Source organism: Flavobacterium sp. TC780 (assembly GCF_056783245.1).
Genome location: NZ_JBXBAV010000058.1, coordinates 1 through 14,045, shown reverse-complemented (window position 1 = coordinate 14,045; position 14,045 = coordinate 1). Strand labels below are relative to the sequence as shown.

Annotated in this window: 17 protein-coding genes and 2 pseudogenes; 10 read left to right on the top strand and 9 right to left on the bottom strand. The window is 31.7% G+C overall.

Annotated elements, in window-relative coordinates; all coding sequences use genetic code 11:
* A pseudogene (locus AC1RYN_RS05755) lies at positions 1-582 on the bottom strand (aminomethyl-transferring glycine dehydrogenase); the annotation flags it as partial.
* A 1,388-nt stretch (positions 583-1,970) separates the two neighbouring features.
* On the opposite strand from AC1RYN_RS05755, the gene AC1RYN_RS05750 reads away from it, so the two are divergent.
* Complete coding sequence (locus AC1RYN_RS05750) at positions 1,971-2,960, top strand: hypothetical protein (protein ID WP_481806184.1); 990 nt, start codon at positions 1,971-1,973, stop codon at positions 2,958-2,960.
* Positions 2,961-3,129: 169 nt separating this feature from the next.
* Entirely contained in the window at positions 3,130-4,047 is a 918-nt protein-coding gene (locus AC1RYN_RS05745) for a hypothetical protein (RefSeq protein ID WP_481806183.1), read from the top strand.
* A gap of 99 nt (positions 4,048-4,146) precedes the next feature.
* On the opposite strand, the gene AC1RYN_RS05740 is transcribed toward AC1RYN_RS05745, so the two are convergent.
* From AC1RYN_RS05740 to AC1RYN_RS05705, 8 genes and pseudogenes are all read right to left on the bottom strand, one after another.
* On the bottom strand, positions 4,147-4,545 hold the full coding sequence (locus AC1RYN_RS05740; protein WP_481806182.1) for a DUF1090 family protein: 399 nt from the start codon (positions 4,543-4,545) through the stop codon (positions 4,147-4,149).
* A 65-nt stretch (positions 4,546-4,610) separates the two neighbouring features.
* Positions 4,611-5,066 carry an SRPBCC family protein gene (locus tag AC1RYN_RS05735; RefSeq protein ID WP_481806181.1) on the bottom strand — a complete coding sequence of 152 codons (456 nt, stop codon included), beginning with the start codon at positions 5,064-5,066 and terminating at the stop codon, positions 4,611-4,613.
* 402 nt (positions 5,067-5,468) lie between these two features.
* Positions 5,469-6,371 (bottom strand): annotated as a pseudogene (locus AC1RYN_RS05730) (TIGR01777 family oxidoreductase); the annotation flags it as partial.
* 72 nt (positions 6,372-6,443) lie between these two features.
* On the bottom strand, positions 6,444-6,830 hold the full coding sequence (locus AC1RYN_RS05725) for a hypothetical protein (RefSeq protein WP_039111779.1): 387 nt from the start codon (positions 6,828-6,830) through the stop codon (positions 6,444-6,446).
* 13 nt (positions 6,831-6,843) lie between these two features.
* On the bottom strand, positions 6,844-7,200 hold the full coding sequence (locus AC1RYN_RS05720; protein WP_481806180.1) for a hypothetical protein: 357 nt from the start codon (positions 7,198-7,200) through the stop codon (positions 6,844-6,846).
* Positions 7,197-7,910, bottom strand: a complete 714-nt coding sequence (locus AC1RYN_RS05715; RefSeq protein ID WP_481806179.1) for a YqjF family protein — start codon at positions 7,908-7,910, stop codon at positions 7,197-7,199. The genes AC1RYN_RS05720 and AC1RYN_RS05715 overlap by 4 nt, the downstream gene beginning before the upstream one ends.
* Positions 7,907-8,242 (bottom strand): hypothetical protein, encoded by a 336-nt coding sequence (locus AC1RYN_RS05710; RefSeq protein WP_481806178.1) that lies wholly within the window; start codon positions 8,240-8,242, stop codon positions 7,907-7,909. Before AC1RYN_RS05710 ends, AC1RYN_RS05715 begins: the two co-directional genes overlap by 4 nt.
* A 55-nt stretch (positions 8,243-8,297) precedes the next feature.
* Positions 8,298-8,801 carry a GbsR/MarR family transcriptional regulator gene (locus tag AC1RYN_RS05705; RefSeq protein ID WP_481806177.1) on the bottom strand — a complete coding sequence of 168 codons (504 nt, stop codon included), beginning with the start codon at positions 8,799-8,801 and terminating at the stop codon, positions 8,298-8,300.
* A 377-nt stretch (positions 8,802-9,178) separates the two neighbouring features.
* On the opposite strand from AC1RYN_RS05705, the gene AC1RYN_RS05700 reads away from it, so the two are divergent.
* From AC1RYN_RS05700 to AC1RYN_RS05665, 8 genes are all read left to right on the top strand, one after another.
* Positions 9,179-9,490: a hypothetical protein gene (locus AC1RYN_RS05700; protein WP_481806176.1), complete on the top strand. Its 312-nt coding sequence runs from the start codon at positions 9,179-9,181 to the stop codon at positions 9,488-9,490.
* Positions 9,491-9,592: 102 nt separating this feature from the next.
* Positions 9,593-9,769 (top strand): DUF1843 domain-containing protein, encoded by a 177-nt coding sequence (locus AC1RYN_RS05695; protein WP_481806175.1) that lies wholly within the window; start codon positions 9,593-9,595, stop codon positions 9,767-9,769.
* A 74-nt stretch (positions 9,770-9,843) separates the two neighbouring features.
* Entirely contained in the window at positions 9,844-10,017 is a 174-nt protein-coding gene (locus AC1RYN_RS05690) for a DUF1843 domain-containing protein (RefSeq protein ID WP_481806174.1), read from the top strand.
* A 78-nt stretch (positions 10,018-10,095) separates the two neighbouring features.
* Positions 10,096-10,545, top strand: a complete 450-nt coding sequence (locus tag AC1RYN_RS05685; RefSeq protein ID WP_481806173.1) for a radical SAM protein — start codon at positions 10,096-10,098, stop codon at positions 10,543-10,545.
* Entirely contained in the window at positions 10,542-11,522 is a 981-nt protein-coding gene (locus AC1RYN_RS05680; protein ID WP_481806172.1) for an SPASM domain-containing protein, read from the top strand. Before AC1RYN_RS05685 ends, AC1RYN_RS05680 begins: the two co-directional genes overlap by 4 nt.
* A gap of 119 nt (positions 11,523-11,641) precedes the next feature.
* Positions 11,642-12,055 (top strand): DUF1842 domain-containing protein, encoded by a 414-nt coding sequence (locus AC1RYN_RS05675; RefSeq protein ID WP_481806171.1) that lies wholly within the window; start codon positions 11,642-11,644, stop codon positions 12,053-12,055.
* A gap of 259 nt (positions 12,056-12,314) precedes the next feature.
* A complete protein-coding gene (locus tag AC1RYN_RS05670) occupies positions 12,315-12,584 on the top strand; it encodes a hypothetical protein (protein ID WP_481806170.1) in 270 nt (89 codons plus the stop codon).
* 347 nt (positions 12,585-12,931) lie between these two features.
* Positions 12,932-14,029 carry a hypothetical protein gene (locus tag AC1RYN_RS05665; RefSeq protein WP_481806169.1) on the top strand — a complete coding sequence of 366 codons (1,098 nt, stop codon included), beginning with the start codon at positions 12,932-12,934 and terminating at the stop codon, positions 14,027-14,029.
* The last annotated feature ends 16 nt before the right edge of the window (positions 14,030-14,045 follow it).

Genomic DNA, 14,045 nt, shown 5'->3' with positions numbered 1-14,045 from the left:
CTCATTGCTAAGGTTAATAATGTCCTGTTTGTTAGGGCTATAATCAGGAAGGTTTGGTAAAATTTCTTCAGAAACAAAAAACATTTCTGGTTTCTTCTTTTGATCTCTTGAGATTTACATCAAATAAAAGAGCCATTGCTGGCAGGAGCGGCAGTTGCTTCATCTAATAAAGATGCATTGGCAATCTCCATTCCAGTTAATTCTATAACTGTAGTTTGGAAATTAAGGATTGCCTCTAAACGCCCTTGAGCAATTTCTGCTTGATAAGGTGTATATGCTGTGTACATTGTCTATTTTCGAAGAACATTTCTTTGAATTACAGCTGGAACGATAGCTTGGTTGTATCCTAAACCAATATATGATTTAAAAACCTTATTTTTATTTCCTAATTGGTGTATGTGATTTGAAAGTTCATATCTGTCAGTGCAGTATCTAAGTTTAATGGTGCTTTTAAACGAATGTCATTGGAAACGTTTCATAAACGAGTTGTTCAATAGATTCAACTCCAATTGTTTTCAACATTTGTTGATGGTCGGTTTCTCTTTGACGAATGTGTCTTAAAGCAAAAGCATCTGTTTTCATATAGTAGTAAAAGTGTTGTTTTTTTGTCGTGCTAAAATTAAGTATTAATAATAATCTAATTGCTATTTTTTGTATCATTGTTTGTGAAATTTACAACTAAAGGGTTGATTTCTTAATAATTGATTATTTTTGTTGTATGAAGGTAATTACGCAGGTATTTAATTTTTATACATTAGTAGTATTCATGTAGCTTTATCATGTTATGCTTTGGTACGTTTTAACATTCCATATGTTTGGTATTGAGTATGATGAATCAATGTCTTATTTGTTTTTTTCGGTACTATTGTAGGATATAATTTGTAAAATATGATGCCTTAATTCGGGTAAAGAAAGTTCCAATAGGCAACCAATTAAAAATTATTGCAATTTTTAGTTTTTGCGCTCTTTTATTGGTTGGTTATTATTTTTTTCTGCAGTTAAAGCGAATAACTCAAATAGTTTCGGTAGGAATCTTTGTGATTACGGCACTTTATACACTTCCTTTTTTTCCAAATAGAAAAAATGCCCGAAATTGGGCGGAGTTAAAATCTATATGTAGCTTTTTGTTGGGTTGGGGCTACCTTAGTCTTACCTTTAATTAATGCCCGAAATTATTTTTACTTCTGATTTCTATTTCAAATGTGTACAGCGTTTTATTTTGGTTTTTGTGCTGATATTAATTTTTGAAATTATACTGATTTGGCAAATGATTACCCTCATTTGCAAACAGTTCCACAGCAAATAGGTGTAAAACGCACCAAGGTTTTAGGATTATTATTTGTTACCTTTTTACTTTTTAGATTTTTAAATTTAATCTTGATAAAAATCAATTGGGGATTAATTTAATCATGGTTTTTGTTTTGTCGCTTTTTATTCTTTTTGCAAATGAAAATCGGTCTAAATATTATACTTCTTTTTGGGTCGAAAGTATTCCGATTTTTTGGTGGCTGATGGTTATTTTTTTCTAATTTTTTTTCAAATTATAAAAGGAATTTTTTTCTATTTCACTTTGCTTAATTGAGTTTTTTTAAATTGATATTAAAGTAAAGTGTTTATTGTTAATTAATTGCATTTGTTTTGTTGTTTGATTTTACGAGAATAATCATATGACTTGTTTTTTCTTCTTTCATGACATAGAATATTCTTCTTGTGCCATTTTTTTTATTAAACAGAAGTGTCTGATTTACTTTTGGGGTAGAAAATAAATGCTAGCTAAATTCATTTTCAATATTTGTTTTAGATTGTTTTCTAAAAGGCTGATATCAAGTTTTTTTATGTGATTTGTGAATGCCTTTTATTGTAATGCTCTAGATGAATACTACGATTAAAAAAGTGGAGCAGACACCACATTAATAAACGAGGCGGAATCTGAAAAGCCTTATGAGTAAGAAACCCAAATTTACAATATCATGGACAATAATCATAGTCAAGTATTGTCTTCTGTCCAACAAGGAACAGGAGATGTATCTCTTCCAAATTCTACTGCAGGTTTATATAACACGCTTTGTAAAGGTTTGAATTTGAGTGATAAACAATTTCAAATGATTCAGGGAGTTTTGCCTGTTCAAACTGATGCTGCTGGAGTTTATAATTTTGTTGATGGAATTCCTCCAGTATCCGTTTCTACATTGTATACGAGTAACCCAATTAATGGTTTAAATGGTAATATGCAGATAGTTATTAATGATGCTAAAGATAGTTTTTTGAAAGATTTAGCATTGAAAAACTATACCAATGAAAAATATTGGATTGATGGAGATGTTGCTGTAAATCCTATTTATGCTCCAGGTTTTGCGGATTTATATAATCAAGTAAATAATGGTTCATCTGCTTTTATCTCTTTTGATTCTGCAACAGCCGATAGTAATCTTGACTCTTCTTGGGCAAAAAGCACAGGATCTGCAGGAGTAGGTTTTTGGGGAACTTCTTCTAGTTCAGTTTCTACAGAGGTAAATAAAAAAGCTTCTTCTTCTAGAATTACGGTAACAATCTCTATTGATAAATATGCCTACTTACAAGTGCGTGCGGGAGGTTGGTTTACACAAGGATTTTTTACCAATCAATATAAAGACCCAGGAAAATGGAAACAAGGCCAAGAGGATTGGGACAGAGTTTTTGGTCCTAAAGGGTCGTGTCAGAATATTTCAAATCAAGTATTGCTGATAAATGGTTATACGATTACAACGACTTCCTTTGCTAAGTATTCTGATTCTGAATACAAGCAAATTACGACTAGTAAAGATACCAATGTATGGCCTTTTTACACCTCACATTCTAGTTCATCAGTAACACAGACTCATACACATGATTCTGAAGGTTATATTACTACTAAGGTTACTTGCAAACAGGAAGTTTGCAAATATTTGGTATGGGGGTTATTCCTACTAAGCTTGCTATAGAGGGGCCTTCAGTTTCTAGAATGATTTAATTAAATCTAATTAAGTAAAATAGGGAGAACACAGTTCATTCTGTGTTCTCTTTTTTAATTGAATATCAATTCTTGACGGCTTGATTTTTTTAACTGAATTGGTATGCAGATGGTTTTGTGGTAATTTAATAAAAATGGTTATGATAAATAGTTATAAAGAATTAATTATTAAAGAAATTTCATCCAGTCTTACTTTAGATTTGGCAAATTTGAGATGGTTTCCTATAGTCCCATTGCTCCCTAAGACAGATTGTGATTTGTTTAATCTGCTTGATATTATTCCTAATAAAGGATTTGTTGCTAATGTAGATGATCAAAGTACTTTGTTTAGTAAGGCTTATGGACAGTTGCTTGATGCCCAAAAAGACTCTTTTATGATTGATATAGCAAGAAAAAATTATGCTAATGAAGATTTTTGGTTAAAGTGTAATACTGCTAAAACACCTTTATTTAAGCCTGATTCTGCAGGAATCCTCACTGCATTATCGAATGGGGCTTCATTTGATTTTACTTTTGATTCTAAGAATTATCCGCCACCGAAGATAGATTTATTCCCTTCTTATCCTAATTTAGTAATCTATCAGCCTTTCTTAGATTTTAATGAAAAGGCAAGTGAGGAAAGATTTGTTTTTAAACTGCATTTTGATAAGATAGTTCATGTGCCTATAAGATTTGGAAGTTGGTTTAATCAAGGCGTTTTTGTAAAAGCTTTTACAGATAAGGGTAACTGGATGAGCGGTTCTAATTTGGTAACGTGGGATGAACTGTTTGGCGCAAATGGAATTCTCACTTTATTTACAAACGGCTTATTAGTTGCATCAGGTATGACTTTGGAAATTCAAAGTTTTGCAAAATATGATTTAAAGACTTTATTACTTTTAAAGAGTAATTTATTAACATCTGTCTGGCCATTTTATTTAAATCCAGAAGATGCTAGGTGTGGTTTTGATATTGGGACAGATGGTAGTATTACAATTAAAGTCACTACTTCAAAATCAAAAAATCTCTTATTAGCGATGGAAGCAATGTTAGTAAGTTCTTCAGTTTCTGGATCGTAGATAGTATGTGTGATTTATTTAGAGGCTAATTGCTTTTACATCCGATAAACACAAGACCCGATGTATTAACATCGGGTCTTGAATATGTGATAACAAATCTTATTTCGTTTTTTGGGCCGCAACAGCTTTATTTAATTCAGCTTTAACTTCTTCTAATTTTTTCTTTTTCTTATTGATTTTTTCTTTGCTTTCTTTGTCTTTAATCGCTTTGTTTAAATCATCAGTTCTTTCCTTAACTTCTTTTTGTTTTTCTTTTACTTTCTTGTCAAGGTCATTACTAACTGTTTTTGTTGTACAGTTCTTTTTGGTTTGGGCTATGGCCTCTTCAATACCTTTAATTTGATTTTGATTTCCAGCTTTCTTAGCGTATTCTAATTTTGTGTTCAATTCACATAATTTTCTTTCGCATCCTTTAAATTCTTTACAATTAGTTTGTGCAAATCCGATAGAAAAAATTGCAAAAAAGGCGACGGTTAAAATTTTTGTTTTTATTGACATATATTTATTTTTAAAATTGTTTTAGTAATTATTCACACTGCATAATAATTATAAAGGTAAGGAATTTACTTTAGTTGCCCTTGTTCAGATGCTTCTTTTAGTGTTTTGTTTCGCTCTAAAAGGAATTGGATTAAATGTTTCTTTAAAAATAAATCATCAAACAATTTTCCTAATACACCAAACGGAGTTTCATATTGTAATTTATCAGTCATGATTGTTTGCCCATTTTCGTCTTTAAAAAAATGCTCATGTTTAAATGATTTAAATTTTCCGCTTTCCATTTCATCTACAAAGTAGTCGCAAAAATTCATTGCAGTAATTCGGCTTTTGTGCGTTAAGTAAAACCCGAAGTGTTTTCCTCGCCACGTTACAGTTTCTCCATAATTTATTAATCCAGTTGTTACACCAGCAATTACTTTTTCATTTGATTTACTTGCAGATTGCATGTGTAGATTAATATCTCTAGAATTATCAAAGACGATTTGTTTTGGTGCTTTTATTTTCGTGGTAAGATGAATCATTGTCATAAATTAGTCGGTATTATCTTCAAATTTCATATTAAAAAATAACCAAGTAATAATGGACGCTATGGAATAAGATATTGCAATATCAAACCACCAAGTTCCATTTATGAGAGCTGCAGTTATGAAAATTCCAGTCACTACTGTTATAATTAAAATCATTTTTCTGTAAATCATTTTTATGCTTTTGTTTTTTATAGCATTAAATACAAAAGAGTAAAAAATGTAAGTTGGTAATGAGAATGCTAATCCCATAAACAGCATTATTGGATATATTTCCAAAAGACTAAAAAAACTACCTCCATTTGAGTCATTTAAGGACTTAACAATTGAAAAAAATATTGGTCCGCATAACAAAGTTAAAACCCAATGCCATATTACAAATTCCCATTTCATATTTATAATAAGATTTTTAAAAGCATCCTTTATATTATCAAACTTAAATTCAAATCCACTTTCTAAAAGCCTTTTCGGAATCACGTTTCGGCTTTTTAAAATTAATTCAGGTTGTGTTCGAATAAAGAAAGCTCCTATTTTAAGCAGAAATGTATTGAGTGGGATCCCGAAAGGAAAACCAATACTTCTTTGAAGTTTCTTCATAAAGTCTGCATTACGAATCGGTTTTGGAGAAACAAGATTAACAATCCCAATCATTTCTTTTTGGAGTATAAAATCTATTGCATTTGCAAAATCGTCTTCATGGATCCAACTAATAAATTGATTTCCTTTTCCTTGTTTCCCTCCGAATCCAATTTTGGCTAAGGTTTTAAGCGGAATTAAAGCACCGCCTTTCTTTCCTAAAACTATTGAGGTTCTTAAAGCAGTTTTTAATGTATTTGGAGTTTCTGTTTTAAAGAATGTTTTCTCCCAAGATAAAGCTACATTTATAGAAAAATCATTTCCAATTTCGCCGGTAGTTTCATCCATTTCTTTATCTAATGAAAATCGATAAATAGTAGCTGTTGATGAATTCAGCCAATGTTTAGGCGGGTTGACACAATTTAAAACAGCTTTGTTTAAAATTCGAGTACTTTCGATTCGGGATAATAGAATTTCTCTTTTGTTTTCTTTGGTATAACGACAATCTACAGATTTTCCTGCTAGATTAATTAAAGCCGTTGCGCCTTCAAGCTCATTTTCCCAACCAGAAAAAGTTTTTGCATCCCAGTTAACGTATTTAATTCCATCTATGGTTTGTGATTTTCCTCGGGTGAGAATTACAATTTCTTCAAATTTATTTTTAAAATGGTTGACTAAGACTTGTCCTAAAAAACCTGTTCCAGCTGCGATAATAAGCTTACTCATTTTGTAAAGTATTAACCCTAACAATCGCGTCCCGACGTTTCGATATTAGGATTGTTAGGATTTGGTTATTAATTAAATTTTTAAAACTAATCTGTCTTCTTGTTGTGCTTCTCTAGCTTTTCTTTTTCCTCTAAAGAAGAAATACAAATTAAGGAATAACATTAATCCAAGGTAAATAGAAAAACTTCCTATTTTATAACTTAAAGCTTCAATTAAGATTTGATAGTTATTAATGTCTTCGCTTATTCTTAATATCATTAATGCAAAGCCAAGATTAAGAAGGTAAAAACCTGTTTCGAAAAGTTTGTTGGTTGCATCAGCAATTTCTTCTCTTCCTCTAAATATGTCTAGCATATATATTTTTCCGTTTGCGAATAAAGTTTTAGAAACATAGTATGTTAGAAAAAGTGCTATTGGTAAATAGATTGCATAACCGACTAAAATTTTTGTAGTTTCCATGATGTTTAATTTACTAGTTATTAATTAATTTTTGAACGTATTTAGTTATTATAATGATGTTTATGTAATGTAATCCTGAGATTATAAATATGATAATTGCAGCTTTGGTTGCTATTACTTCTATGAGTTGATTAGTAGTTATTATTGTTTCCCACGAAATTAATGTCATGGCGCAATAGCCAATATTTAATAGATAATAGCCTAGAAGTAGCATTTGATTTATTCGTTGGCATAAATCTTCGTGATTGGGAATAAGTTCAGAAACGAATACATTGCCATTTTTATAACAAGTTTTTCCAACCTTTACAATGATGAAGATGGTAATCATCAGGTAAATGAAATACCCAATGATATTAAGATTTGCATTCATGACTTTATTTTTTTCTTGTTCTCGACAGTAATCTTAGAACCAATTGCTAGAAAAGCTGAAACTGGTTTTAATTTATTCAGGAAAGCAAAATCTTTTCCGTAGTTATCTTCAAAATTGGCATCTATTTTATAATCGATTATTGGTAGTTGTTGCCATCTTGGGTGCGTTACTTCATATTCGAAAGTGGTGTTATTATCATATTTAGTATATCCAAAATAATGTTCGGTGATAAATTCGGCTTCAGAGTTTAATTCTATTTCTAATTTCTCTTTACCTGTTTTAGCTTCAATTGAATTCCATTTGTTATGATTTTTCCATTGGTAAACAAACGTTTTAGATACTGCATTCTCAGAAACTGCATGTTTCATTTTATTAGTTTGATAGTGCTCTTTATATAAGGTGTTTGCAATAAAAGTAATGGCAGTTTTAGGGACTATTTCTTTTATGAAAACTACGCCACGTTTCCATGTGCCATTTTCAAATCGTTTTACATAGAAACGTAGGTTTATTTCTTCAAAGTTGACATGAAAAGGAACTTTTATACCTAATACTTTTGTGTTTTTAAACATAAAACCAACTAGACTTACGTAACATTTGTTATTCCATAAATCAATCTCAGTTCCAGGTGGAACATATTTTTCGAGTATTTTAGCATCGACCTCATAATTAAATAATGCTAAATTTTTCCATTCGGCGGTTAAGAAGCTCATAGGTTTGCTTTTTTATAGATTATTACTGAAAGATAAATGGCAAGAAGTATTGGGATTAATATAAGACCGTGTTTTAGTATTGGTATATATTCGATTTTTGGGAATGCAAACCATGTTGCAAAATATATAATTACAGTTGTAATATAGATTTGGAGATTTCTGTCATATGGTTCATCTATTATCATTTTTATAGCTATAATAACTTGAAATAAGCCTGTTATGATTGTTGCAAGGATACCTAAAACAGGGAATACTTCATGGATAATCCCTGCGATACCCAGTATAACTGGTAAACCGACAAAAAAGTAATTTAGATAGTTTATTGCTTTCATAGTTATTGAGTGTTTTAAACTTTCAGAAAAAAATGAAAGTTTTGATTAAATTTTTTTATTTCATTATTTTAAGAACCAAACGGCCTAGCCAGTTTTCTTTAAATTCGGTCATTTTATCTAGCATATTATCAGCCTTTAAAACAAAATCATATAATTTTATAGTTTGCTCAACAAAGTGTTTTTCTTCTGCTGAATCCTTAGAGTCAATCGATGAAACTTCTTTTAATATTTTAAGAGCAGGTTTAATTTCGCGTTTACTTCTTTCTCTTGCAATTTTTACAGCAAGTTCGTCTAAATCTTTTTCGGCAGTAAAAAATTCTCTACGTTCCCCTGCTTTGTACTCCTTGTAAACAATTCCCCAATCCATTAAAGCTCTCAAATTCATGCTGGCATTACCGCGAGAAATTTGCAACTCCTCCATTACATCTTCCATCGAAACAGGTTCGTTGGATACCATTAATAGTGCATGGATTTGTGCCATGGTTTTATTAATACCCCATTGAGAACCTAAGGCTCCCCATGTTTGAACGAATTTATTTTTTGCTTCTTTGAATTCCATAGTTCAAATGTAAGTAAAAGTTTTTAAACTTTCAAAAATAAATGAAAGTTTGTTTAAGTAAAGTGTGATTCGTTTTTTAATGTGTTTAAAATTAGGTTCTTATAGGTTTTTTTGTTCTGTGTCATTCTTTTGGTTGTTTCATGACTAAAATTTCCCGTTTGATACCATTTTGTTAAAAACGCCTATTTATTTATAATAGCTTTGAAATAGAAGTTAGCCCCAAATCTATCATTTATAATAGTTTTTTTGATATTTAAATGATTCAGCTAACTCATTAAATGAGTGGAGCAGAACCCACTAAAATAAACGGACTGTTTCGCACAGTACAAAGCGAAGGTGGATCTGAAAAGCCTTATGAGTAGGACAAAACTATTATTATGCAAGCAATACCTGTGAAAGTAAAAAATGTGAATGTGTATCCTTATGTTGAATGGAATGGTGGAGGCGTTGGGCCTGTTATCCTTCCTATTATTGAAGGAGCTAGTGGAACCTATGGATTTGGTACACTTGGGAGATCTTTATTCTATAATCTTAATTTAGAAAGTCAAAAACCAAAACTTAATATTCATCATAAGTATGTAGCAACGGGAGAGAATGAAGATGGTACTCGTTTTACTACTGAGTGGATGTTTTGTACAAATGTTAGTGATGATTCACAATTTGGAAGAACTATAACATTGGGTGAGTAGGCTACTACTATGATTCTTATACATGATTGATAACGTACTACTTATTTGTTAGAGTTATTAGACATGAACGAAAACGATAATTAATACTAAAAAACAATAAGGATGGGGATAATTATGCCATACGGTGTTGCTGTTAGAGAAGCCTTGGCCTCAAATGATTTAGCTAAGATGGAAGCTGTCGCCAAACAAGCGAAGCAAACAATAAAAGATCAAGGAGACCTAACTGGAGCTTTGCTAGACTTGTTAGATGCAATAGATTCTCTGAAGAAGAAAAAATAAACTGACTTGTACAGAAAAACAAGGGGGTATCTGAAAAACCTAAAGAGTAAGAATAATTATAAATACAAGATATTATGGCAACAGTACTTTACGGAGTAGGAATCAGAGAAGCGATTGCCTCAAATGATTTAGAAAAAATGGTTGCAGTAGCTGAAAAAGCTAAGAAAACCATAAGAGATGAAAAAGATTTGCATGTAGCATTGGTAGAATTGCTTGATGCAATTGATGCTTTGAAAAAGAAAAAGTAATCTAAAAAAACGGTTTATTAAGTTTTACTTTTTAAGCCGTTTTTTTAATCAATTATCAAATCATAAATGAAAATTAAGATGGATAAGACTTCGACACGATACAGAGTAAGAGATGATTATGAAACAGCCACTCCGGTTCATGTGGTATGGGAAATTACTTTAGCATGTAATTTGAAATGCTCACATTGCGGATCCAGAGCTGGAAAAGTAAGGCCTGGCGAATTAACTACTGAACAATGTTTTGGTGTTATAGAAAGTCTTAAACGTCTTGGTACAAGAGAGATTTCCATTATTGGAGGAGAAGCTTTTTTGAGAAAAGATTGGCTTGAAATTATCGAAAGAATACATCAAAGTGGGATTGAATGTTCTATGCAGTCTGGTGCATATAATTTAAATGAAGAGCGAATTATTGATGCAAAAAAAGCAGGAATAAATAATATTGGGGTTTCTATCGATGGAATGCCTGATACACATAATAAAATAAGAAGGGAAGAAAGGATTCTTTTGAACATGCAGTTAATTGCTTGAAACTACTTAAAAAACACAATATAACTTCTAGCGTAAATACAGTAATTACAAAAAGAAGTAAAAATGAGCTGAATGAACTCTTAGATGTTCTAATTGAAAATAATGTAAAAAACTGGCAAATACAACTTGCTGTTGCTATGGGAAATGCCGTAGATAATTCAGAAGAATTAATAGTTCAGCCTTATGAATTAATAGATTTTTACGACAATCTTATCGTAATATACAGAAAAGCTTTAGCACACAATATTTTAATACAGGCAGGAAATAACATCGGTTATTTTGGGCCGTATGAACATATTTGGAGACAGGGAAATGAAAAATATTATACAGGATGTTCAGCAGGACATACAGGGATAGGGATTGAGGCAGATGGTAAAATTAAAGGTTGTCCGTCATTACCGACAAGTGCATATACTGGTGGTAATGTAAAAGATATGGATTTGGAAGACATTTGGAAATATAGCGAAGAAATGGTTTTTTCCAGATATAGAAATAAAGAAGAATTATGGGGTGGCTGTAAAGGTTGCTACTATGAATCTTCTTGTTTAGCAGGTTGTACATGGACAAGTCATGTGCTGTTCGGTAAGAGAGGTAATAATCCTTTTTGTCATCATCGTGCTTTAGAATTAAAAAAGAAAGGCCTTAAGGAGCGAATAAGAAAAATTCAAGAAGCACCAGGCGATTCTTTCGATATGGGACTTTTTGAAATTATAGTTGAAGATGAAAATGGAATAATAGTAGAAATACAATCACCAAATAGCGAAACTCCTATTTCAGTTTCAGGTAATACAACCAGAGTTCCCAGAATCCCCAAAGCACTTAAGTTATGCCACGGATGTGATAATTATGTTTATGAAGAAGAAGCAGTTTGCAGTTTTTGTAACGCTGATGTTCAAGAAGTAAATGATGAATATGCAGTTAAAATGGAAAGAGCAAAACACACGCTAGAAAAATTAGAATTATTAATGATGAAATAAGATTGAACTGTTTAAGAGAATTAATCAAAAATGCAAAAGTTTTGGAGCAGAACCTAATAAAAAAAACGAGGCGGTACTGAAAAGCCTTATGAGTAAGGGAAAATTTAAATTAGAAAGTTATGTCAAATTTATTAGCAGGTGCTTATTTAGCTAATGGCACAATCGGAAATGTAGGAACGCCAGGTGCGCCTATCGCAAAATTTAGTTTAGTAGTTGTGCCATCTCAACATTCTGTGACAGGTACTGTGGTAATTACTCAGGCTATACAAGGTCCTGATAGCCACATTATTGTTCCTGTAAAGGGTAAGATATATGCAACAGGACTTGGAAAGTATACAAAAGTAGTTAGCCTTCATGGGCAATATGTGCATCATTTAACTCCTCCAGCTATAGGTGCTTTTTTAGCCAATTTTGATGCAGCGTTTGCTATTGATAATAGTTGGAATGGAATTGGAGGATTTTCATACTATAACCATACAGTTGAAGATGTACCAGTAAAAGCTTTACCAGTTTTGAAAGAAGAACTGGCATAAATGAAAAAGTCTAAATTAAATAGGATGTTAATTTATTCGAAAAGGTCGTCTGTTCAGATGGCCTTTTTTGAAGATTGGTTTGTGTTAAAGTATTAATTTGTTTGTTTGTTTGTTTGTTTGTTTGTTTGAAAATCAGGTATTTATACGTTGTTTAGGTTTGCGTGATTATTGTTTCTTTATTCTTGAATAACCAAATGGCTTTAATAAAATGAAAATCAGCCCCAATGATTTTTAATACTTAACCTATAAAAAATTAAATATGTCGCACGATCCTCCAAATTTGGTTTATGATACAAGGGCTTATCAAAGCTCGAACTATCATTCAGACTTATCTCTTAGTGAAAAACTTTTAAAAGAGAAAAGAGTTGCTGAGGTTATTAAAGTACCAAAAATTAATCAAGTCCCGATAAGAGGTTCTTTTTCGATTTCGGCCTTTGCAACGATTGTTGGTAGAGAGAATTTACTTAACAGGAGTAGTGTAATGGAAATGTTTTGTTTAGAACCACAGGAAAACCACGAATTATTTTAGATATGGAAGTTGTATAATACTTCATTCTAAATTCTAAAAAATAAATAAAAAACAAGTTAATAACCAATAAATCATGAAAAAAACGACCATAAAAATTGCCGTAGCATTGTTTACTGTGGCAATTGTCCTATTTATAGGATGTAATAAAAAAGGAAGTAGCAGCATTAGTTTCTAGTGGTGATGAATATTTACCACAAGATGTAAAGCAATCTTGTACAGTTTCCGAATCTGAATTTAATTCTTGGTTTAAGACAGGAAAAGTATCAGAAAATGGATTAGTAACGCCAGCAAATAGTGTTACGTTTCCTCATAATAACAATTGCGATTTTTATAAATGGTCAGAACAGATGTTTTTATGGATTACATCTCCTGCCTCAGGGACATATAGCGGAAAAGGAACAGTTTTAGAATCTTCGGTATTTTATAATGTATCACCTCCCGACGCTAAAGGGAAACGAACTATGACACAGCATAATCCAAAAGAAATACTTAGTGCAGTAAGTAATATTAATCAAAACGGACCAAACCGTTTACCAATTGTAAGTGATAAATCTGGAAGACTATTTGAGGTTGAACCTGCAAAAAGTGATGAGAAAGTTAAGGATGAAACTAATAAATTAGTACAAGTAAGTCGTATATCAACAGATGCAAAAGGATTGCATTCGTTTATCGATATTAAGGGAAGAGCTATTAAAAGTGCGAAACCAGTTATTGATAGCAAAGTTGATCCTAAGAATGTTTTACAAGAATTTAAAGTGGGGAAAAAATCTGTTTTCTTTGACTCGAATGGTAATGAGGTGCAAACAGAACAAGGACAGGCAGGATCTCATGGTGCCTTAATGGGAGAAAATAAATCATTGGTCTATTATATTACAATGGTTAACGATGTGTATGCGTATTTCTTAACTGGAGTTAATGAAGGAAAATTAAATGGTAATCAATTTCCAACAACTGCCAGTGCAAGAGATAGTATTCTGGCTTATGCAAAAACCAAAGGTTGGGCAACTCCTCCTGATCCCGATGCTTTGGCAATGGAATTAAAAACATCATGGATTGAAGTTAAAGATTTACCTAATGCTGATAGTTATATTACTATAAAAGCAAAGATTCCTACTTATGATAAATCTAACCCGAATAAATGGGTAGAAAATGGACAAACAACGGCAACATTAGCATTAGTAGGAATGCATGTGGTAGGAAGTGTTGCGGGACATCCTGAAATGATTTGGGCAACTTTTGAACATGAAAAAAATTCACCAAATGCCGCTTATGCTTACAGAGACGTAAATGATAAAATTAAACAGGTAAAAGCAGATACGGGTACAGGATGGCTTTTTAATGCTAATGCAAATGATACCACAGGAACACAAAACATACAAAATATGACAGTTAGTGGAGATACAATTAAAAGGTGCTGCCTCCCTAACAACAGGAGCATGTATTAACCTTAGCAATACGTAA

Bases quoted from the DNA above. Each gene is read 5' to 3' on its own strand.
- AC1RYN_RS05720 (WP_481806180.1), bottom strand. From the start codon at position 7,200: ATGAATGCAAATCTTAATATCATTGGGTATTTCATTTACCTGATGATT.
- AC1RYN_RS05705 (WP_481806177.1), bottom strand. From the start codon at position 8,801: ATGGAATTCAAAGAAGCAAAAAATAAATTCGTTCAAACATGGGGAGCC.
- AC1RYN_RS05725 (WP_039111779.1), bottom strand. From the start codon at position 6,830: ATGGAAACTACAAAAATTTTAGTCGGTTATGCAATCTATTTACCAATA.
- AC1RYN_RS05675 (WP_481806171.1), top strand. From the start codon at position 11,642: ATGTCAAATTTATTAGCAGGTGCTTATTTAGCTAATGGCACAATCGGA.
- AC1RYN_RS05715 (WP_481806179.1), bottom strand. From the start codon at position 7,910: ATGAGCTTCTTAACCGCCGAATGGAAAAATTTAGCATTATTTAATTAT.
- AC1RYN_RS05750 (WP_481806184.1), top strand. From the start codon at position 1,971: ATGGACAATAATCATAGTCAAGTATTGTCTTCTGTCCAACAAGGAACA.
- AC1RYN_RS05685 (WP_481806173.1), top strand. From the start codon at position 10,096: ATGGATAAGACTTCGACACGATACAGAGTAAGAGATGATTATGAAACA.
- AC1RYN_RS05740 (WP_481806182.1), bottom strand. From the start codon at position 4,545: ATGTCAATAAAAACAAAAATTTTAACCGTCGCCTTTTTTGCAATTTTT.
- AC1RYN_RS05665 (WP_481806169.1), top strand. From the start codon at position 12,932: ATGTTTTTATGGATTACATCTCCTGCCTCAGGGACATATAGCGGAAAA.
- AC1RYN_RS05690 (WP_481806174.1), top strand. From the start codon at position 9,844: ATGGCAACAGTACTTTACGGAGTAGGAATCAGAGAAGCGATTGCCTCA.
- AC1RYN_RS05735 (WP_481806181.1), bottom strand. From the start codon at position 5,066: ATGATTCATCTTACCACGAAAATAAAAGCACCAAAACAAATCGTCTTT.
- AC1RYN_RS05710 (WP_481806178.1), bottom strand. From the start codon at position 8,242: ATGAAAGCAATAAACTATCTAAATTACTTTTTTGTCGGTTTACCAGTT.
- AC1RYN_RS05670 (WP_481806170.1), top strand. From the start codon at position 12,315: ATGTCGCACGATCCTCCAAATTTGGTTTATGATACAAGGGCTTATCAA.
- AC1RYN_RS05700 (WP_481806176.1), top strand. From the start codon at position 9,179: ATGCAAGCAATACCTGTGAAAGTAAAAAATGTGAATGTGTATCCTTAT.
- AC1RYN_RS05745 (WP_481806183.1), top strand. From the start codon at position 3,130: ATGATAAATAGTTATAAAGAATTAATTATTAAAGAAATTTCATCCAGT.
- AC1RYN_RS05695 (WP_481806175.1), top strand. From the start codon at position 9,593: ATGGGGATAATTATGCCATACGGTGTTGCTGTTAGAGAAGCCTTGGCC.